The sequence below is a fragment of the Streptosporangium sp. NPDC053982 genome (assembly GCF_055585205.1).
In genome coordinates this window covers 70,028-88,672 of sequence record NZ_JBVJKQ010000010.1, presented here as the reverse complement: position 1 = coordinate 88,672, position 18,645 = coordinate 70,028, and the positions used below count along the sequence as shown (strand labels likewise).

The 18,645-nt window shown below is 73.8% G+C and carries 19 protein-coding genes; 2 read left to right on the top strand and 17 right to left on the bottom strand.

Features of this window, described 5'->3' with window-relative positions; translation table 11 throughout:
* Nucleotides 1-53: 53 nt before the first annotated feature.
* From ACZ6W9_RS19430 to ACZ6W9_RS19370, 13 genes are all read right to left on the bottom strand, one after another.
* The gene (locus tag ACZ6W9_RS19430) at nt 54-764 is read right to left on the bottom strand and encodes a GntR family transcriptional regulator (protein ID WP_470118920.1); all 711 of its coding nucleotides are present in this window, start codon (nt 762-764) and stop codon (nt 54-56) included.
* An 11-nt stretch (nt 765-775) separates the two neighbouring features.
* A complete protein-coding gene (locus ACZ6W9_RS19425) occupies nt 776-1,813 on the bottom strand; it encodes an ornithine cyclodeaminase family protein (protein ID WP_389968282.1) in 1,038 nt (345 codons plus the stop codon).
* Nucleotides 1,810-2,826: a proline racemase family protein gene (locus ACZ6W9_RS19420; RefSeq protein WP_470118917.1), complete on the bottom strand. Its 1,017-nt coding sequence runs from the start codon at nt 2,824-2,826 to the stop codon at nt 1,810-1,812. The genes ACZ6W9_RS19425 and ACZ6W9_RS19420 overlap by 4 nt, the downstream gene beginning before the upstream one ends.
* 161 nt (nt 2,827-2,987) lie before the next feature.
* Nucleotides 2,988-3,695: an ABC transporter ATP-binding protein gene (locus ACZ6W9_RS19415; protein ID WP_362944058.1), complete on the bottom strand. Its 708-nt coding sequence runs from the start codon at nt 3,693-3,695 to the stop codon at nt 2,988-2,990.
* The gene (locus ACZ6W9_RS19410) at nt 3,688-4,458 is read right to left on the bottom strand and encodes an ABC transporter ATP-binding protein (protein ID WP_362944056.1); all 771 of its coding nucleotides are present in this window, start codon (nt 4,456-4,458) and stop codon (nt 3,688-3,690) included. The genes ACZ6W9_RS19415 and ACZ6W9_RS19410 overlap by 8 nt, the downstream gene beginning before the upstream one ends.
* Nucleotides 4,455-5,450, bottom strand: a complete 996-nt coding sequence (locus tag ACZ6W9_RS19405; RefSeq protein ID WP_470118915.1) for a branched-chain amino acid ABC transporter permease — start codon at nt 5,448-5,450, stop codon at nt 4,455-4,457. Before ACZ6W9_RS19405 ends, ACZ6W9_RS19410 begins: the two co-directional genes overlap by 4 nt.
* Nucleotides 5,447-6,340, bottom strand: coding sequence for a branched-chain amino acid ABC transporter permease (locus tag ACZ6W9_RS19400; RefSeq protein ID WP_362944052.1), 894 nt, complete (start codon nt 6,338-6,340; stop codon nt 5,447-5,449). The genes ACZ6W9_RS19405 and ACZ6W9_RS19400 overlap by 4 nt, the downstream gene beginning before the upstream one ends.
* Nucleotides 6,337-7,506, bottom strand: coding sequence for a branched-chain amino acid ABC transporter substrate-binding protein (locus ACZ6W9_RS19395; RefSeq protein WP_470118912.1), 1,170 nt, complete (start codon nt 7,504-7,506; stop codon nt 6,337-6,339). Before ACZ6W9_RS19395 ends, ACZ6W9_RS19400 begins: the two co-directional genes overlap by 4 nt.
* A 259-nt stretch (nt 7,507-7,765) precedes the next feature.
* A complete protein-coding gene (locus ACZ6W9_RS19390; RefSeq protein ID WP_362947511.1) occupies nt 7,766-8,767 on the bottom strand; it encodes a proline racemase family protein in 1,002 nt (333 codons plus the stop codon).
* 116 nt (nt 8,768-8,883) lie between these two features.
* The gene (locus ACZ6W9_RS19385) at nt 8,884-9,777 is read right to left on the bottom strand and encodes a dihydrodipicolinate synthase family protein (RefSeq protein ID WP_362946049.1); all 894 of its coding nucleotides are present in this window, start codon (nt 9,775-9,777) and stop codon (nt 8,884-8,886) included.
* A 5-nt stretch (nt 9,778-9,782) separates the two neighbouring features.
* Nucleotides 9,783-11,273, bottom strand: a complete 1,491-nt coding sequence (locus tag ACZ6W9_RS19380; protein ID WP_470118910.1) for an FAD-dependent oxidoreductase — start codon at nt 11,271-11,273, stop codon at nt 9,783-9,785.
* Entirely contained in the window at nt 11,270-11,584 is a 315-nt protein-coding gene (locus ACZ6W9_RS19375; RefSeq protein WP_470118908.1) for a (2Fe-2S)-binding protein, read from the bottom strand. Before ACZ6W9_RS19375 ends, ACZ6W9_RS19380 begins: the two co-directional genes overlap by 4 nt.
* Nucleotides 11,584-12,762: an NAD(P)/FAD-dependent oxidoreductase gene (locus tag ACZ6W9_RS19370; protein WP_389968298.1), complete on the bottom strand. Its 1,179-nt coding sequence runs from the start codon at nt 12,760-12,762 to the stop codon at nt 11,584-11,586. The genes ACZ6W9_RS19375 and ACZ6W9_RS19370 overlap by 1 nt, the downstream gene beginning before the upstream one ends.
* Nucleotides 12,763-13,011: 249 nt before the next feature.
* Here ACZ6W9_RS19370 and ACZ6W9_RS19365 point away from each other — a divergent pair, with 249 nt between their 5' ends.
* Nucleotides 13,012-14,001 (top strand): COX15/CtaA family protein, encoded by a 990-nt coding sequence (locus tag ACZ6W9_RS19365; RefSeq protein ID WP_470118907.1) that lies wholly within the window; start codon nt 13,012-13,014, stop codon nt 13,999-14,001.
* A 122-nt stretch (nt 14,002-14,123) separates the two neighbouring features.
* On the opposite strand, the gene ACZ6W9_RS19360 is transcribed toward ACZ6W9_RS19365, so the two are convergent.
* Nucleotides 14,124-14,567: an NUDIX hydrolase gene (locus ACZ6W9_RS19360; protein WP_389968302.1), complete on the bottom strand. Its 444-nt coding sequence runs from the start codon at nt 14,565-14,567 to the stop codon at nt 14,124-14,126.
* A gap of 208 nt (nt 14,568-14,775) precedes the next feature.
* Complete coding sequence (locus ACZ6W9_RS19355; RefSeq protein ID WP_470118906.1) at nt 14,776-15,288, bottom strand: DinB family protein; 513 nt, start codon at nt 15,286-15,288, stop codon at nt 14,776-14,778.
* A gap of 194 nt (nt 15,289-15,482) precedes the next feature.
* Here ACZ6W9_RS19355 and ACZ6W9_RS19350 point away from each other — a divergent pair, with 194 nt between their 5' ends.
* On the top strand, nt 15,483-16,172 hold the full coding sequence (locus ACZ6W9_RS19350) for a SanA/YdcF family protein (protein ID WP_389968306.1): 690 nt from the start codon (nt 15,483-15,485) through the stop codon (nt 16,170-16,172).
* Nucleotides 16,173-16,277: 105 nt separating this feature from the next.
* Here ACZ6W9_RS19350 and ACZ6W9_RS19345 read toward each other — a convergent pair whose 3' ends face one another.
* Both ACZ6W9_RS19345 and ACZ6W9_RS19340 read right to left on the bottom strand, forming a co-directional pair.
* The gene (locus tag ACZ6W9_RS19345; protein WP_470118904.1) at nt 16,278-17,426 is read right to left on the bottom strand and encodes a PrsW family intramembrane metalloprotease; all 1,149 of its coding nucleotides are present in this window, start codon (nt 17,424-17,426) and stop codon (nt 16,278-16,280) included.
* Between the two features lie 114 nt (nt 17,427-17,540).
* Nucleotides 17,541-18,497 (bottom strand): heme o synthase, encoded by a 957-nt coding sequence (locus ACZ6W9_RS19340; protein ID WP_389968310.1) that lies wholly within the window; start codon nt 18,495-18,497, stop codon nt 17,541-17,543.
* Nucleotides 18,498-18,645: the final 148 nt, after the last annotated feature.

The window sequence follows — 18,645 nt, the reverse complement described above, 5'->3', positions numbered from 1 at the left end:
CGGTTCTCCCGGACGTACGGCGCGCGGCCTTCCGGCCGGGGCGGCCCGGGACGTTACTCGGCGCCGCCGGCCCAGATGCCGCGGACGTGGCCGATGTGGCGGCGGATCAGCCGCTCGGTGCCCTCCCGGTCGCCGGCCGCCAGCAGGTCGAGCAGGTCGAGGTGCTCGCGGGCGGAGCCGGCCAGGCCGCCCCGGGCGCTGAGGGCGGGCAGGCCGTACAGGCGGGCGCGGCCGCGCAGGTCGCGCACCACGTCCACCAGGTGCGCGTTGCCGGCCAACGCCAGCAGCTCCAGGTGGAAGCGGATGTCGGCGTCGACGTAGGCGAGCAGGTCGCCGCGGTCTGCCGCGTCGACGATCCGCTGGGCCAGCGGGCGCAGCGGATCGAACCTCGCGGTGCCTCCCGCGCCGTCCGCTCCCCCGCCCGCGCCGTTCCCGGCGGCCAGGCGGGTCACCGTGGGCACCTCGATGAGCAGGCGGATCTCGGTGAGCTCATCCAGGTCGCGGTCGGACAGCTCGGTGACCCGGAAGCCCTTGTTGCGCACCGCCTCGACCAGACCCTCCTTCGCGAGGTCGAGCATCGCCTCGCGCACCGGGGTGGCCGAGACGCCGAACTGGGCGGCCAGCACGGGCGCCGAGTACACGACGCCGGGCCGCATCTCACCGGTGATCAGGGCGGCCCGCAGGGCGTGCGCCACCTGCTCCCGCAGGCTCTGCCGCTCACCCACCGCCGGCAGGTCGAGCCGGTCGTCCGCCGAAGGAGCCATCCCCGCGCCTCTCATCTCGTCATCCGGGCCCGCAGCCACGCCTCGTAGGCGGCTCCCGCCACCACCAGGTCCTCCCATGCCATGCCCACGCTCTTGAACACCCGCGGCCCCGGGCCGGGGGACACGGCGCCGGTGACCAGGTCCGCGAGGTTCCCGGCGAGATGACCGGAGGTGATCGTACCGTTCCGCAGCGGGATGACCAGATCACCCGCCTCGGCGAGGGCGGCGCGGCGCGCCTCGACGACCACGGTGGACCGTGCGACGAGATCGTCGTCGATCTCCCGGGCGTCCGGCTCGTGGGAGCCGACCGCGATCACGGTCACGCCGTCGCGGATCATCCTACCGTCGAACAACGGGGTCCTGGAGGTGGTACAGCAGGCCACGAGACCGCCCTGTCCGGGATCGGCCACGACGTGCGCCGCTCCGGGCTCCGCGCCCGCCGTCGCGCCGCCGGGGACTCCGTACGCGCCGGACGCCGCGCCGGACGGGGCCGCGTACGCGGCGGCGGGCACGGCGTCGGCCCGCAGGCCCGCGGCGGCGCAGCGGGCGGCGAACTCCCCCGCCCGGACCGGATCCCGGGCGACCACGGTCACGCGCCGCAGCGGCCGGACCGTCCGCAGCGCCTCCACGTGCCCCCACGCCTGCGGCCCGGTGCCGAACACCGTCAGGTGCCCGGCGTCCCCGGCGGCCAGGTGCCGTACGGCCAGCGCCGAGACGGCCGGGGTGCGCAGCGCGGTGAGGGCGGCTCCGTCCAGCAGGGCCAGCGGGACGAGGGTCTCGCCGTCCATCAGCAGGTAGGTGCCGCAGATCCGGGGCAGGCCGCGGGCGGGGTTGCCCGGGGCGACGCCGGCCACCTTGATCCCGGCGAAGCGGCCCCAGGCGGCGGGCATCAGCAGCAGCTGCCCGGCGGGGACCTCCACGACGGGCCGCCGCGGGCCGTCCTCGGGGTCGAGCCCGGCGAGCAGCGCCTCCTCCAGGACCCGTACGGCCGCGGCCATCGGCACCAGCTCGCGCAGCGCCGGCCCGTCCAGGTAGGGGGGCGTGCTCATCGGAGCGTGAACCCGGTGCCCAGCGGGTCACACGGGTCCAGGGTGAAGCGGTGCTCGCCGGTGCGGTAGGCCATGCCCTCGATCTCGGGGACGACGCCCTCCTCCGTCTCCTCGGCCACCCACGCCCGGAAGGAGGTCCCCACGACGCCCTCGTGGACGAGCGTGCCGGTGAAGCCGTCGGCGTGCAGCAGCGCCAGCCGGGCGGCGGTGCCCGAGCCGCAGGGCGAACGGTCCACCTCTCCGTCGGCGAAGACCGTCACGTTGCGCTGGTGGCCCGGGCCCGCCTCGTCGTGGAAGATGACGCCGTAGATCCCCGACAGCCTCTCGTCCCGCGGGTGGCGGGCGGCGGGATGGCCGGCCAGGGCGGCCTTGACGGCCCGGCCGAGCGCGATCAGCGCGGTCAGGTGCTCGGGGGCCACGCTGAGGCCGAACGCGGCGGCCGGGACGGAGGCGTAGACGGCCCCGCCGTAGGCGACGTCGGCGGTCACCCCGGCCAGGCCGGGGAGTCCGGGGACGGACGCGGCCGGGCCGGCCGCGGCGGCGAGCGGGCCGAGGGCGACGTCCCTGGCGAGCACGTAGGAGGGGACGTTGCGGAAGGTGACGGCCTCGACGCGGCCCGCCGAGCGGCGCACCCGGGCCGTCACCCGTCCGGAGGGGACGTCCACCACGACATCGGTCTCACCGTCCGGGTCGGTCGGGACCAGGCCGGTCTCGGCGGCGTGGACGCCGAGCGCGATGGTGCCGTGCCCGCAGGCGGTGGAGTAGCCGTCCTTGTGCCAGAACAGCACGCCGAGGTGGGCTCCGTCGTCGTCCGGCGGGACGAGGAAGCAGCCGTACATGTCGGCGTGGCCGCGCGGCTCGTGGCAGAGCAGCCGCCGCACGGCGTCGACCTCGGGGGCCCGCGCCGCCTCGCGGCGTTCGAGGACGGTGCCGCCGGGGATGTCCGGCGTCCCGGCGGTGACGATCCGGAACGGCTCGCCGCCGGTGTGGTAGTCCACCGTGTGGATCCGCATGTTCTCCCGTTCTGTCGTTCCGGCCCGGTGCGGGGCCGCCCTCCGTGGGGTCTTCTCCCCGGGGCGGCCCCGTGAAGGTCCTGCTCCGGGACGCGGCGCCGTGCGGCACCGTGCGGCACTGTGGGACGCCGTGGGACGCCGTGGGACGCCCCACGGTGCCGTCAGACGCCGCCCAGGTACGCCTCGACCACCCGGGGGTCGTCGCGCAGCTCGGCGGCCGGTCCCTCCAGCACGCGTTCGCCGTTCTCGATCACGTAGCCGCGGTGGGCGATGCCGAGCGCGGCGGTGGCGTTCTGCTCGACGAGCAGCACCGAGGTGCCCTCGGCGTTGATCTGGGCGATCAGCTCCATCACCGACGCCACCACCAGCGGGGCCAGCCCCATGGACGGCTCGTCGAGCAGCAGCGTCCTGGGCCCGGTGACCAGGGCCCGGCCGATGGCGAGCATCTGCTGCTCGCCGCCGGACAGCGTGCCGCCCTGCTGGGCGCGCCGCTCGGCCAGCCGGGGCAGCAGCCCGTAGACCCGGTCGATCCGCCGTCGCACCTCGGCCTGGTCGCGGACGAGGTAGCCGCCGATCTGGAGGTTCTCGTGGACGGTGAGGGTGCTGAAGACCCGGCGGCCCTCGGGGACGTGGACCAGGCCCAGGGCGGTGACGCGGTGCGGCTTCGCGCCGGTGACGTCGTGGCCGTCGAAGACGACCGTGCCGCCGCTGGGCCGTACCAGCCCGGAGGCCGCCGCCAGCGTGGTGGTCTTGCCGGCGCCGTTGTTGCCGAGCAGGGCGACGATCTCGCCCTGCCCGACGGTGAGCGACAGCCCCCGCAGGGCGTGCACGCCGCCGTAGTGGACGTCGAGTCCGCTGATCTCAAGCATGGGTGTCGCTCCCGAGGTAGGCCTCGATGACGGCCGGGTCACGGCGCACGTCCTCCGGGCGGCCGTCGGCGATCTCCTTGCCGAAGTTGAGCACGACCACGCGCTCGGAGACCTCCATGACCAGGCCCATGTCGTGCTCGATGAGGACGATGGCCACGCCCAGCGCCTGGATGCGGCGGATCAGGTCGAGCAGTTCGGTCTTCTCGCCGTGGTTGAGGCCGGCGGCGGGCTCGTCGAGCAGCAGCAGGTCGGGGCGGCGGGCCAGCGCCCGGGCGATCTCGACGCGGCGCTGCTCGCCGTAGGGCAGGTGGCGGGCCTCGCCGTACCGGTCGCCGCGTAGGCCGACGAAGTCGAGCCAGTGGTGGGCCTGCTCGGTGCACTCGCGTTCGGAGCGGCGGTAGCGGGGGGTGTGCAGCAGCGCGTCCAGGACGTTCTGCCGCAGCCACAGGTGGGCGCCGGCCCGTACGTTGTCCAGGACCGACAGTTCGCCGAACAGGCGCAGGTTCTGGAAGGTCCTGGCGACGCCGAGCGCGGCGACGGCCGACGGCCGCAGGCCGCGCAGGCTCCGGCCGCGCAGGGTGATCTCCCCGGCGGTGGGGCGGTAGAAGCCGGTGACGCAGTTGAACGCCGAGGTCTTGCCGGCGCCGTTGGGCCCGATGACCGAGACGACCTCCGCCTCGTTCACCGAGAACGTCAGCCCGTCGATGGCCAGCAGCCCGCCGAAGGCCAGGCGCAGGTCCGAAACGCTGAGCAGGGTCGTCACGGGACCTCCTTGGACCGGGCGGGCCACAGCCCCTGCGGGCGCAGCAGCATGACGGCGATGAGCAGGACTCCGAACAGGAAGAACCGGTAGTCGGCCAGGTCGCGGAGGATCTCCGGCAGGATGCTGATCACGATGGCGCCGATGACGACGCCGGGGATCGAGCCCATGCCGCCCAGGACGACGGCCATCAGCACCAGGGCCGACTGCAGGAAGGTGAAGCTGCCCGGGGAGATCGCCGACAGGTGGGCGGCGAACAGCACCCCGGCCAGGCCGCCCCAGACGGCGCCGGCGATGTAGGCGGCGAGCTTGACGCGGTAGGTGTGCACGCCCATGGCCTCGGCGGCGTCCTCGTCCTCGCGGACGAACCGCCAGGCCCGGCCGATGCGGGAGCGGCCCAGCCGGGCGGCGCCGAGGACGGCCAGCGCGACGACGACCACGGTCAGGTAGTAGAACGCGACCGGGCTCCCGGTCAGGCCGGGGATGCCGTAGATGCCCGAGGGGCCGCCGGTGACGTCCAGGTTGTTGGCGGTGATCCGGATGATCTCGCCGAAGCCGAGGGTGACGATGGCGAGGTAGTCGCTGCGCAGCCGCAGGGTGGGCGCGCCGATGACGACGCCCGCGACGACCGTCACGACGATGACGGCCGGCACGGTGGCCACCAGCGGCAGGTCCAGGCGGGTGGCCAGCACGCCGCTGGTGTAGGCGCCGACCGCGAAGAACGCGACGTAGCCGAGGTCGAGCAGGCCGCAGTAGCCGACCACGATGTTCAGCCCGGCCGCGAGCATCACGAAGATGGCCGCGCTGGTCATGACCGACAGCGCGTACGGCGTGGCGTCGACGAACGGCGCGAGCAGCGCGACGAGCAGGCCGGCCAGCCCGGCCCGGCGGTTCTGCAGCAGCCGGGAGGCGCGGGTGGGCGGCTTGCCGGCGCCGCGGCGGCGGACCTCCGGGGTCTTGACGTCTTCGGGGGTGGCGTCGGGGATGCGGGTCACACTCGCTCCGTCACGCGTTCGCCGAGCAGGCCGGTGGGCCGCACGGTCAGGAACAGGATCAGCACCCCGAAGGCGAAGACGTCGCGCCACTCGCCGCCCAGCCAGAACGTGCCGAACGACTCCAGCAGGCCGAGCACCAGCCCGCCGAGCATCGTGCCGGGGATGTTGCCGATGCCGCCGATGACGGCCGCGGTGAACGCCTTGAGCCCGATCAGGAACCCCATCAGGAAGTCGATCTTGCCGTAGTAGGCGCCCGCCATCACCCCGGCGGCTCCGGCGAGGGCCGAGCCGATGAAGAAGGTCCGGGAGATGACGGCGTTGACGTCGATGCCCATCAGCGAGCTGGTGGCCGGGTCCAGGGCGATGGCCCGCATGGCGCGGCCCTCGCGGGTCCGGGTGACCAGCAGGTTCAGCCCGATCATCAGGACCACGGCCACCCCGACCAGGACGAGCTGCGCGAGCGTCAGCCTGGCCCCGGCGACCTCCAGCGAGGTGCCGCCGAGCCGCAGCGGGTAGACCCGCGGGTCGGCCCCGGCGGCGGCGCGCATGCCGTACTCCAGGGCGAAGGACGCGCCGACCGCGGTGATCAGCAGGGAGAGGCGGGGGGCGCGGCGCAGGGGCCGGTAGGCGATCCGTTCCAGCGCCACCCCGGCCAGGCCGGTGACGGCCATGGTGACCACCAGTACGGCCAGCAGCACCGGCAGCGCCATCGAGGAGGACACGCCGCCGACCGCGCCGAGGATGGCGAAGCCGGCGAACGCGCCGAGCATGTACAGGTCGCCGTGGGCGAAGTTGAGCAGTTTGATGATCCCGTAGACCATGCTGTAGCCCAGCGCCACCAGGGCGTAGAACGAGCCGACGAACAGCCCGTTCCAGATGAGCTGCGTCATTTCAGGGAGTCCTGCAGGGTGATCTTGCCGTCCTTGACGACCAGGATCTGGAAGCCGCCGTTGGACAGGGTGTGCTCGGGGGTGAACTTCAGCGGGCCGGAGAACATCTGGAACCCGTCGATCGCCTCCAGCGCCGAGATGACCTTGGCGCCGTCGGTGCCGCCCGCCTTGCCGACGGCCTCGGCGGCCAGCCTTACGGCGTCGTAGGCCTGGTTGGAGTAGGGGCCGGGCTCGGTGCCGAACTTCTTCTTGTACGCCTCGATCCAGCCCTCGGCGCCCTCCAGGGTGTCGGGGGTCTGGGTCATGGTGGCGTAGACGCCCTCGGCGGCCTCGGGCCCGGCGATCTCGACGAGCTTGGGCGAGACCGAGCCGTCGCCGACCATGATGGAGCCCTTGTACCCGGCCTGGCGGAGCTGGCGGGCGATCAGGCCGCCCTCCTGGAAGTAGCCGGTCCAGTAGACGAAGTCGGGCTTCTTGGCCAGCACGTTGGTGATGTTGGCGCTGTAGTCGCTCTCCTTGGGGGTCACCGCCTCGACGAGCGCGGTGTCGGGGCCGCCGGGGGCGTCCAGCAGGGTCTTGGTGCGCAGCGCGATGTCCTTGGAGTAGCTGGTGTTGTCGTGCATCAGCGCGACGCTCTTGGCGCCCTGCTTGGTCATCCACTTCTCGGCGGCGGCGGCCTGCTGGGTGCCGGTGCCGTTGATGAGGAAGACGTGCTTGAGCTTCTGGTCGACCAGCTCCTGGGAGTTGGCCGCCGGGATGATCATCGGTATGTTCGACTTCCCGAAGATGGGAAGGGTGGGCAGCGTCGCGCCGGAGCAGTATCCTCCGACCGAGACGTCCACCCCCTCGGTGACCAGCTTGTTGGCTCCGGCCGCCGCGGACTGGGCGTCGCAGGCGTCGTCGGCGGTCTTGAGCTCCAGCTTTCGGCCGAGGACCCCGCCCTTGGCGTTGATCTCGTCCACGGCGAGCTGGGCCGCGTTGCTCATATAGGGGCCGATCGCGGCCTCGCTGCCCGACTGGGGGATCAGCATTCCGAGGACGATCGGCTCGTTCGTCTTGGCGGTGTCGCCTCCGTCGCCGCCGCCGAGCAGCCCCTGGCCACATCCGGTGGCGAGCAGGGCCACGGCGGCCAGCGAGGCGATGGGGGCAAGGGGGATGGCACGCATGTGCGGCTCCTCACGGCTAGTGATGTGTGACATTGCACATAGGTGGGCCCTGAGCCGTCAAGGACCGAAACAAGACCGTTAGCCTTCTCGTCCCGAACCTTCATCTACCGGCGTCCGGCACCCCGCGGACGCCCGCGGCACGGCACGCGGAACCGGTACGGCGGGCCGGTGCGGAACGGCCCGCCGTACCGGGGCACGGGACGACGGAGGCGGGTGCGGGCCGGGCCGGGTCAGGACCCGGCCCGGGATCACACCCGGATCAGAGCAGGAAGCCCGCGGGGAAGGGGTCGCGCGGGTCGAGGAAGTACTGCGCGGTCCCGGTGACCCACGCCCGCCCGGTGATGGCCGGGACCACCGCGGGCCGGCCCGCCACCTCCGTCTCCGCGACGAGCCGCCCGACGAACCGGGTGCCGATGAACGACTCGTTGACGAAGTCGGTGTCCAGGCCCAGCTCGCCCCGGGCGTGCAGCTGCGCCATCCGGGCGCTCGTGCCGGTGCCGCACGGCGAACGGTCGAACCAGCCGGGGTGGATCGCCATCGCGTGCCGCGAGCGGCGGGCGTCGGACCCCGGGGCGGTGAAGTGCACGTGGTGGCAGCCCCGGATGCCGTCGTCCAGCGGATGGACCGGCTCGTCCTGCTCGTTGACCGCCTTCATGATCTCCAGCCCCGCGCCGAGGATGCGGTCCTTGGCGGCGCGGTCGAACGGCAGGCCCACCGACTCGATCGGCACGATCGCGTAGAAGTTGCCGCCGTACGCCAGGTCGTAGCGGACCTCCCCCAGGCCGGGCACCTCGACCACCCGGTCCAGGCCGGCGCTGAAGGAGGGCACGTTGACGATGGTGACCGCGACGGCCGCGCCGTCCTCGACGCGCACCTCGGCGACGACCAGCCCGGCGGGGGTGTCGAGCCGGATGGTGGTGACCGGCTCGACGACCTCGACCATCCCGGTCTCCACCAGCACGGTCGCCACGCCGATGGTGCCGTGGCCGCACATCGGCAGGCAGCCGGACACCTCGATGTAGAGCACGCCGTAGTCGGCGTCGGGCCGGGTGGGCGGCTGCAGGATGGCGCCGCTCATGGCCGAGTGGCCGCGCGGCTCGTACATCAGCAGGGTCCTGACGTGGTCCATCTCGGCCAGGAAGTGCTCGCGGCGCTCGGCCATGGTGGCCCCGGGGATGACCCCCACCCCCCCGGTGATCACCCGGGTGGGCATGCCCTCGGTGTGGGAGTCCACCGCGTGGAAGACCCGTTTCGTTCTCATCTCCCCCTCCTCGGGGACGTTCGGTTCCCCCTCGGGAGGGCTCGGTCTCCCTCCCTCGGGGACGTTCGGCCTCCCCTGCCGGGGAGGTACGGCGGGCGCCCTCAGGACCCGCGGTGCTAGCGCAGGCCCTCCGCCAGGACCTTCTCGGTCGCGGTGCGCACCGCGGCCTCCTGCTCGGGGGTCAGCGGTGTGCGCGGCGGGCGGCACGGGCCGCCCGGCCGGCCGGCCAGGTCCATGGACAGCTTGATGGCCTGGACGAACTCGGTCTTGGAGTCCCAGCGCAGCAGCGGGTGCAGCGAACGGTACAGCGGCAGCGCGGTGGCCAGGTCACCGGCCGCGGCCGCGGCGTACAGGGCCGCGCACGACTCGGGCAGCGCGTTGGGGTAACCGGCCACCCAGCCGACCGCGCCGGCCAGCAGCAGCTCCACCAGCACGTCGTCGGAGCCGACCAGCAGGTCCAGGCCCGGGGCCAGCTCGGCCAGCTCGTAGGCCCGGCGCACGTCGCCGGTGAACTCCTTGACCGCCACGATCAGCCCCTCCTCGTGGAGGCGGGCCAGCAGCGCGGGGGTGAGGTCCACCTTGGTGTCGAAGGGGTTGTTGTAGGCCACGATCGGCACGCCCGCCCGGGCGACCTCGCGGTAGTGCTCCAGCACGGCCCGCTCGTCGGCCCGGTAGGCGTTGGGCGGCAGCAGCATGACCGCCCCGCACCCGGCGTCGCGGGCCTGCTCGGCCCAGCGGCGCGCCTCCAGCGCGCCGTAGGCGGCGATCCCCGGCATGACGCGGTCACCGCCGACCGCCTCGACCGCGGTCTCCACGACACGGGCCCGCTCCTCGGCGGTCAGCGTCTGGTACTCGCCCAGCGAGCCGTTCGGCACCACGCCGTCGCAGCCGCCGGCGACCAGCCAGCGGCAGTGCTCGGCGTAGCGGCCGAAGTCGGGCGCCAGGTCCTCGCCGCCGAGCGGCAGCGCGGTGGCCACCATCACTCCGCGCCAGGGCTTCTCACGGGTCATCACGGTCATCCTTCCGAAGGGGGGTGTTCCAGGCCGGCGAGGTCGCCGAGCCGGACGGGCTGGGCGATCGGGCGCCGCGGCGCGGCGGGGTCCTCGCCCGCCAGGCACGCCACGGCGTAGCCGCACATGCGGCCCTGGCACCAGCCCATGCCGGGCCGGGCCAGGAGTTTCACGGAGCGCGCGTCGACGGCGCCCAGGCGGCGTGCCTCGCGCACGGCCGACAGCGGCACCTCCTCGCAGCGGCAGACCAGGGTGTCGTCGCGCAGCCAGTCGCGCCAGCCGGGCCGTACCGGGTAGGCCTCGTGCAGCGCCCGCGCGAAGGCCGCGAGCCGGTCCACGCGCCGCGCCAGGGCGGGCAGCGGCGGGACGCGACGGCCCTGGTCGGCGGCGACGGTACGGCCGGCCAGGCGGCCCTCGGCCTCGGCCGCCTCCGCGCCGCCCACTCCGGTGGTCTCCCCCGCCGCGTAGACGCCGGCCACGCTGGTGCGCCGGCCCGCGTCCACCGCGACGACGGGGGTGCCGTCGGCGTCGCGGCGGGTCGCGCAGCCCAGCTGGACGGGCAGCTCCAGCTGGGGGACGAACCCGTAGCCGAAGGCGAGGGTGTCGCACTCGACGGTCCTCGTCGCGACCGGCCGCCAGTCCGCGTCGAGCCGGGCGACGGTGACGTGGGTCAACGCGTCCTCGCCGTGCGCGGCGACGACCGCGTGGCGGCCGCGGTAGGGCACCCGGTGGCGGGCCAGGACGGCGGCGTAGCCGGCGGCCTCGGCGGCCTTGCCCGCGGCGAGCAGCGGGTGCCGGGCCAGGCCGAACCGGCCGCCCGCCTCGTAGACGCCGCGCACGTCGGCGCCGGCCCTGGCCAGCCCGGCGGCGACCGGCAGCAGGAAGGGACCCGTCCCGGAGACCACGACCCTGCGGCCGGCCACGACGAGGGAGCCCTTGAGCAGCGCCTGGGCCCCGCCGGCGGTGAGCACGCCGGGCAGGTCCCAGCCGGGGAACGGCAGCGGGCGGTCGTGCGCTCCGGCGGCTATCAGCAGCGCGCGGGCGTGGACGGTGCGGGGCCGCTCCTCGCGGTCCCCGGCCAGGCACCGCACGATCACCGCGGCGCCCGCCGCACCGTCCACCGTTCCGGCGGCGGAACCCGCCGAGCCGCTCGCCACACCGTTCACCGCGTCGTCCGCCGGGGCGTCCTCGGTGGGGCCCGCCGTGGCGCCCGCCGCGCCGCCGGTCCGTTCGACCGCCCAGACGCGGTGGCCGAGCAGCGTCTCGGCGCGCGACCGCAGCGCCTCCCACTGCCGCATGAACCGCTCCAGGCCGTGGTGCAGCGCCCCGGGTCGCCGGGCGTGGAAGGTCTCGGGCAGGTGGCGGTGGTACTGGCCGCCGGGCCGGGGCGCGGCGTCGATCACCACGACGTCCAGCCCGGCGAGGGAAGCCTCCAGCGCGGCGGCGACCCCGGCGGGGCCCGCGCCGATGACGGCCAGGTCGTACGTGCGCGTCACCGTCCGAGCACCTCCGGGCCGGGGTCCGCCGCGGACGTGCGGACCCGGTCGCCGGGGCGGGCCTCGGTCACGCAGGCCCGCAGGGCGGGGACGTCGTTGACGGTGACCAGGCAGTCGAAGCAGACCCCGATGCCGCAGAACAGTCCCCGGGGACGGCCCCCGAACCGGGTGGAGCGCCAGGAGCGGACACCCGCGGCGTGCAGCGCGGCGCCGACGCTCTGGCCGGGGACGACGGGGACGGCCCTGCCGTCCACGCTGATCTCGAACGCGGGGTCGGGACGCGCCCCCACGAGCTCGTACGGTGACCGCATCAGTCCTCCTTCGCGGGTGTTCCGGTGCCGGAACCGTCCGGCTCGAAGCGGTCCGGGCGGAAGGGGTCCAGGTCGAGGCCAGGCCGGACGCCGGTCAGGGCCTGGGCGATCAGGTGCCCGGTGGCCGGGGCCAGGCCGATGCCCGCGCCCTCGTGGCCGCAGGCGTGGTGCAGGCCCGGGGCCCTGGGGTCCTCGCCGATCACCGGGAGGTGGTCGGGGCAGTAGGGGCGGAATCCGCAGTAGGCGCGGATCACCCGGCGCGCCGCCAGCGCGGGGAACAGCTCGACGGCCTGGCGGGCGAGCCGTTCCAGGACCGGGATCGAGACCGTGCGGTCGAAGCCGACCCGTTCGCGGCTGGCGCCGATGAGGACCGGTCCCGACGGGGTGCCCTCGACCACGGCCGAGGTCTCCAGGCCCTCCGAGTCGCTGGCGACGTTGGTGACGTAGGCGGCGGTGTAGACCTTGTGCAGCACGAGCGGCTCGTCGAGCGGCTCGGTGACCAGGATGAACCCGCGCCGCGGCAGGATCGGCAGGTACACCCCGGCCAGCGCGGCGACCTCGCCGCCCCAGGTGCCGGCGGCGTTGACGACGGCCCCGGCCGGGATGTCGCCGTGGTCGGTCCGCACGCCGGTGACGCGCTCGCCGTCGCGGAGGAAGCCGGTGACCGTGACGCCGGTGCGCAGGCTCAGCGTGCCGTGCCCGGCTCCCCGGGCGTCCAGGGCGCCCTCGCGGAGCAGCGTGGCCGCGGCCAGCATGGGCTGGACCTGGGCGTCCTGGGGGTAGAAGACGCCCCCGGCGAAGCCCGGGGCCAGGTGGGGCTCGTAGTCGGCGAGCCCTCCGGGCTCGACCACGGTGTGCTCGACGCCCTGCCCGGCCGCCAGCGCGGTGAGGGCGGACAGCACCGCGTCGTCCTCGGCGACGACCAGGCCGCCCTTGGGCTCGTACTCGAACCCGCCGAGCCCGGCCAGCTCGCGCCACAGGCCGGCGGAGAGCACGGCCAGGTCCAGTTCGGGGCCGGGCTCCTTGTCGGAGACCAGCACGTTGCCCTCCCCTGCTCCGGTCGTGCCGCCCGCCACCGGCCCGCGGTCGAGCACGACCACGTCGAGCCCGGCCCGCGCCGCGTAGTGGGCGCAGGCGGCGCCCACGACCCCGGCGCCGATCACGACGACATCCGGCACGGCCCACCTCGTTTCCTCGTCCGGCCCGCCGGTACTATGTCACATACCTCAAGGGCGATCAATGCCTTCCCGTCCTGATTCCACCCTCCGCCGCCCTCACCTCCCACGCCCTGCCCCGTCGCCCCGGCCTTCCCCCACCGCCCCGGCCCCGTACGGCCTCCGCCGGGGCGTCCGGCGCGCGGCCCCGCCGCTCCCGAGGACCCGGGGGCGAAGGCGGGACCATCCCTCGCGCCGCCTAGCATGTGAGCCGTGAACCACCTTTTCGACCAGGCTCGTCACCGTGCCGCGGGCATGTGGCTGTCCGTGTGGTCGCCCACGACCGCCACCATGCGCCGCTGGGCGCTGGCCGCGGTGGTGGCCAACGCCGGAATCACCGTGACCGGCGCGGCCGTACGGGTCACCAAGTCGGGCCTCGGCTGCCCGACCTGGCCCCGGTGCACCCCCGAGAGCCTGCTGCCGACCGCCCACGAGGGCATCTCGGCGACCAACATGGCCGTCGAGTTCGGCAACCGGCTGCTGACCTTCATGGTCCTGGCCGCCGGCCTGGGCTGCCTGATCGCGGCGGCGCGGCTCTCGCCCCGCCGCCGGGTCCTCATCGGCCTCGCACTGGTACAGCCGGCCGGCGTGGTCGCGCAGGCCCTCTGGGGCGGCCTCGTCGTGCGCAGCGCGCTCAACCCGGTCACGGTGAGCGTGCACTTCCTGCTCTCCATCGCCCTGATCGCCGCCTGCTTCGCCCTCTACGCCCGCGCCGGGGAGGGCGACGGCGCCCCCGAGCCGCTGGTCCACCGCGACATCCGGATCCTCGGCCGCGTGCTGGTCGCCGCCGTGGCGGTGCTGCTGGTGGTCGGCGTCGTGGTGACCGGCACCGGCCCCCACTCCGGCGACCAGATCGCCACCCGGTTCCCGTTCGACATCCAGGCGGTGGTCCGGCTCCACGCCGACGTCGTCTACGTCGTCCTCGGACTCACCCTCGCCCTGCTGCTCACCCTGCGGGTCAGCGGAGCCCCGGCCCACGCGCGGCGCGCGGCGCTGGTACTGCTGGGCGTGGAGCTGGCCCAGGGGGTCGTGGGATACGTCCAGTACTTCCTGGCCGTGCCCGCCGTACTGGTCGGTGTGCACGTGCTGGGGGCGACGCTGGTGTGGATCTTCACGCTGCGCGCGGTGTACGCCCTGCGGACCCGGCCCGCGCTCGCCGTCCCCTCCGCCGAACCGGAGAGACTCACCCCCGTCCCGGCCTGACCGGGCTCGCAACGGGCGACGGGCCTACCGACCGCGTCAGAGCGTGACCGGAGCCGCCCCGACGACGGGAGGCCCGGTCGCGTCCGGCGTGGTCAGGAGAAGAAGGCCGTTCCCGCGCCGGGTCAGGCCGGGGCCACCCTTAGGTCGGGGAGCCGGAACAGCTCGTGGGCATGGTCGGCCAGCAGGCGGGCGACGGAGGCCGGCACGAGGTCGATTCCGGCGAGACCCGCCGAGGTGAGCGGGACCTCCTCGACGACGTACTCGCCACGCGCCGGGTCGGCGAACTCCGGCCCGTCCCGGCGAGCCGAATCCCAGGAATGGATCCGGGCCAGGAAGAAGTACTGGCGGTCGTCCCCGTCCTCGATGTGGATCAGCGCGTGGACGGTGGCGGCTCCGGCGAGTTCCTCGCGGATCTCCCGGTGCAGCGCCGCCTCCAGGCTCGCGTCGCCGTCCTCGACTCCGCCGCCGGGCAGCACCCAGTACGGTGCGACGCCGGGTCGGAGACGTCTGATGGTCAACAGGCACCCGGTCGGGGTGACCAGAACGCCACGGACTCGTTCCCGCATGCGGGCGTCCTTTCAGTGCAGCAGCCATCCGCCGTCGACATGGAGGGACTGACCCGTGTTGACATCCTCCCCTCCCTGCACCCCGACGTCCTGGCCGCCCAACGCCGCGAACGCGCCCGCATCCGCAGCGAACGCCGGCAACGCTGGGGCCGACCACGCCGAGCAGCGGCATGATCAACCCCGGTGAGCGCACCAGCGTTCACCGAGTTCAGTGATCTGCGGCCGGTCGGTCGTCGTTGACCAGCCACTGCCGCCCGTCGATCAGCTCCCGGACCGCGTCGAGCTGTCCGGCGTGCGTCGCAGTGTCGACGATCACGTGCATCAGCACTTCGCGCAAAGACCCCAGCCGCCATGGCCCCGAACCGAACATCTTCGTCGGCCACCAGGCCAGCACGGCATCGATCGCCGTCGCCCCGATGACCCTGTTCGACTGCTCGATCGTCTGTCGATACCGTGCGAGCACGTCCGCGCCGGAGCACTCCTCGGGGACCTTCCAACCGAACTCGCCGGCCACGAGCGTGTCGATGACCTGGCGATCGGCGGTCATCGCTCCACGAAACCAAAGCGCCTCGGACCAGGTCAAATGGTGCACCAGGTCGCGGGGTGACCAACCGGACGGCAGCACCGCCTTGCGTAGGTCCCCCTCGCCAAGGCCGTCCAGGATGCCCAGGACGTGCTTGCGCTGCGAGTCCAGGTAACCGAGCAGTGTTTCGCGCTCCACAGCCTTGCTCTCCCCCGATATTTGTGGATTTCAGACCATACAACAACGAGATCGGCAACCGCATGGATCAACGTGAGCGCGGCCAAGCCGGCGTGTTGTCCACCCGGTGAACGTTCATGGTCACCGCACCAGGTGATCTGGTCACGTCCCGGCATGATCGGGACAGCGAGCCCGCGCGACGGGACAATGGGGGCATGCAGTTGTCTCGCGGGCTTCTCCGGCGTTCCTATCTGGCGGCCGTCCTGTCGAGCGTGCTGGCGCTCGCCCCGATGACCTGGGCGTGGCTGGCCAGCTCCGGGCACCGGGCGGTCGCCGACGCCTCCCCCGGCTGGCTCTCGGAGGTCCCGCCGGCGCCGGTGGCGCTGGTGCTGGGCGCCAGGGTCAACGGCCGGACCCCCACCCCCATGCTCGCCCGCCGTCTGGACGTCTCCGCCGAGCTGTACCGGGCGGGCAGGGTCCGGGCGATCCTGCTGTCGGGCGACAACGGCCGCCCCGGCTACGACGAGCCGACCGTGATGCGCGACTACCTCCTCGCCCGCGGCGTCCCCGGCCAAGCGCTCGTCCTCGACTACGCCGGCTTCGACACCTGGGACTCGTGCGTGCGGGCCCGCGAGGTGTTCGGGGCCACCCGGGTGACCGTGGTGAGCCAGGTGTTCCATCTGCCCAGGGCCGTCGCGCTGTGCCGGGCGGCGGGGCTGTCGGCCTTCGGCGTCGGCGACGACTCCTCGCTGCGGTGGGCCTCCACCACCTACGCCTACGCCGTCCGCGAGTTCGGCGCCTCGGCCAAGGCCCTGCTGGACACGGCGCTGCGCTCCTCCCCGACCTTCGCCGGACCGCGCGAGACGACCCTGGACGCCGCCCTGCGGGCCGCAGGCGCGCCCTGAGCAGCCCTTCGGTCGACCGAAAGCCGTGCGGGGGTCGGGCGACCGTACGGGGCCGGTCGGCCGTACGGGCTCACCCGGCGGGCCCACCGCGGCCGTACGGCGGGCTCAGCGGACGGGCGGGACGGTCCGCGCGGGCGCGGGGAAGGAGGCGCGGGCGCCGGCGATGCAGCGCAGCAGCGCCTGCTGCTCCTCGTCGAACGTCCGCTCGTCGATCACGCCGCGCCGGGCCCGCTCGTGCAGCAGTCCCAGCTCGGTCGCGGCGAGCTGGAAGTCGCTCATCGCCCGCCGCCCGGCCCGGCCGCCGTGGTTCTTGGCCCAGTCGCGCGCCTGGCGGCGGGCCGGCAGCGACGAGAGCATGAAGACGTCGTACGGGCCCACCAGGCCGGTCGGCTGGTAGGCGGGCAGGTAGGTCTGGATCAGGGCGACGATGCGCTTGCGGTCGCGGAAGACGATCACGATGAGCACCACCAGCACGACCATCAGCAGCAGGTAGGCCACGGCCAGGCCGGTGATGCCGGCGTAGGTGGTGAAGCCGTTCCAGATGCCGTGCAGCAGCATCGCCCCGGCCCAGCCCGCCAGGACCACCCAGGTCCGGCCCGGACCCCGGCGCAGCGCGGCGTAGGCCACCGCGACGCCGATCATCGAGGTGAACAGCGGGTGGGCGAACGGCGACAGCACGCCCCGCAGCACGACCGTCACCGCCAGGCCGTGCGTGCCGGCCTCCGACAGGGCGGCGATGTAGTAGCTGACGTTCTCGCTCATCGCGAAGCCCAGGCCGACCATGCTCGCGTAGATGACGCCGTCGGTGGGCCCGTCCAGCTCGGCCCGCCGGAACCGCAGCAGGCCCAGCAGCACCAGGCCCTTCATGGTCTCCTCGACCACCGGCGCGCCGAAGGTGGCCGCGACGGCGCGGGCCGCGCCCGGGCCCAGCTGGGCGGCGTTCTCGATGTAGAGCAGGTTGAAGGAGTTGATCACGCCGGCGACGAGCACCGCCACCCCCGCGCCCCAGGCGAAGGCGAAGACGAGGTTGCTGCGCGGCTCGGGCTCCATGCGGTCCAGGGCCAGCACGGCCGCCAGCAGGACCGGAACGGGCGCCAGTGCCAGGGCGAGCGCGATGAAGAAATACACCGGGTCGCCGTTGAGCACGTCGAAGGAGAACGACACCAGCGCGCACAGCCCGGTCACGACGAGCCCGGAGATCAGCGCGACGGACGGGCGGTCCCTCAGCACCCAGCGGGGGTCACGGCTCGCCATGTGGCAACCGTAACGGAACAACCACGAGGTGTCCCAATCCCGCCCCCCGCGGGGGGCGCCCTGGCCGGGGACGGCCATCGGCCCGCCTCCGGACGTCCGTACGGAGCGGGTGGGTCAGACGAACATCGAGTCGATGGCGACGGTGAGGAAGAGCAGCGCCAGGTAGGCGTTGGACCAGTGGAAGAAGCGCATCGGGCGCAGGTCCACACCGGTCCGGCCGGCCTTGACCCGGCCGAGGAGGCGGTAGACCTCCCACAGGCAGGCGCCGCCCAGGACGGCCGCCACGACGGGGTAGAGCAGGGTGGTGCGGGCCACCGGCCACAGCAGCAGCGAGCACAGCACCGTGGCCCAGGTGTAGGCCAGGCTCTCCAGCACCACGCGGCGCTCGGTGGCGACCACCGGCAGCATCGGGACCTTCGCCGCGGCGTAGTCCTCCCGGTAGCGCATGGCGAGGGTCCAGGTGTGCGGGGGCGTCCAGAAGAACACCACCCCGAACAGCACCACGGGGGCCCAGTCGAGGTCGCCGGTGATGCCCGCCCAGCCGATCAGCACCGGCATGCAGCCGGCGATGCCGCCCCAGACGACGTTCTGCGAGGTGCGGCGCTTCAGGAACATCGAGTAGACGAACACGTAGAACAGGTTCGCGGCCAGGGAGAGGCCGGCGGCGAGCCAGTTCACCGCAAAACCCAGGCCAAGAGTCGACAGGACGCCGAGGGCGACGCCGAAGATCAGCGCGTTGCCCGGCGGAACCTGCTCGCGGGCCAGCGGCCGGCGGCGGGTGCGGCGCATCGCCGCGTCGATGTCGCGGTCGATGTAGCAGTTCAGCGCGTTGGCGCTGCCCGCCGACAGGGTGCCGAAGACCAGGGTCGAGACGGCCGTCCACAGCGGGGGGAGGCCCCGCGCGGCCATGAACATCACCGGTAGCGTCGTGATCAGCAGCAGTTCGATGATCCGCGGCTTGGTGAGGGCGACGTATGCCTTCACGACGGCGCCGAACGAGCGCGGAGCGGCGGACGCCGCAGCGCCCGCGTGAAGCGGGGCCGTCGTCGGTTGCTTGTCGGTCAGCACCATCTAAGGCGCTTCCAGCACGTGCGGGGTCAACGCGTAACCTCTGATTAGAGCGGATCCGTGAATGCGGGCACCAGCCAGCCTTGAGGTCTCAACTGTAGTTGCTGAGAGGGGCGGTCCCGGCACAGGGTGCGGAAAGCGGTGTGAGCGG

Excerpts from the sequence above, each read along its gene's own strand:
- ACZ6W9_RS19430 (WP_470118920.1), bottom strand. The coding sequence starts at position 764 with ATGGCTCCTTCGGCGGACGACCGGCTCGACCTGCCGGCGGTGGGTGAG.
- ACZ6W9_RS19425 (WP_389968282.1), bottom strand. The coding sequence starts at position 1,813 with ATGAGCACGCCCCCCTACCTGGACGGGCCGGCGCTGCGCGAGCTGGTG.
- ACZ6W9_RS19420 (WP_470118917.1), bottom strand. The coding sequence starts at position 2,826 with ATGCGGATCCACACGGTGGACTACCACACCGGCGGCGAGCCGTTCCGG.
- ACZ6W9_RS19415 (WP_362944058.1), bottom strand. The coding sequence starts at position 3,695 with ATGCTTGAGATCAGCGGACTCGACGTCCACTACGGCGGCGTGCACGCC.
- ACZ6W9_RS19400 (WP_362944052.1), bottom strand. The coding sequence starts at position 6,340 with ATGACGCAGCTCATCTGGAACGGGCTGTTCGTCGGCTCGTTCTACGCC.
- ACZ6W9_RS19395 (WP_470118912.1), bottom strand. The coding sequence starts at position 7,506 with ATGCGTGCCATCCCCCTTGCCCCCATCGCCTCGCTGGCCGCCGTGGCC.
- ACZ6W9_RS19390 (WP_362947511.1), bottom strand. The coding sequence starts at position 8,767 with ATGAGAACGAAACGGGTCTTCCACGCGGTGGACTCCCACACCGAGGGC.
- ACZ6W9_RS19385 (WP_362946049.1), bottom strand. The coding sequence starts at position 9,777 with ATGACCCGTGAGAAGCCCTGGCGCGGAGTGATGGTGGCCACCGCGCTG.
- ACZ6W9_RS19375 (WP_470118908.1), bottom strand. The coding sequence starts at position 11,584 with ATGCGGTCACCGTACGAGCTCGTGGGGGCGCGTCCCGACCCCGCGTTC.
- ACZ6W9_RS19360 (WP_389968302.1), bottom strand. The coding sequence starts at position 14,567 with ATGCGGGAACGAGTCCGTGGCGTTCTGGTCACCCCGACCGGGTGCCTG.
- ACZ6W9_RS19350 (WP_389968306.1), top strand. The coding sequence starts at position 15,483 with ATGCAGTTGTCTCGCGGGCTTCTCCGGCGTTCCTATCTGGCGGCCGTC.
- ACZ6W9_RS19345 (WP_470118904.1), bottom strand. The coding sequence starts at position 17,426 with ATGGCGAGCCGTGACCCCCGCTGGGTGCTGAGGGACCGCCCGTCCGTC.
- ACZ6W9_RS19340 (WP_389968310.1), bottom strand. The coding sequence starts at position 18,497 with ATGGTGCTGACCGACAAGCAACCGACGACGGCCCCGCTTCACGCGGGC.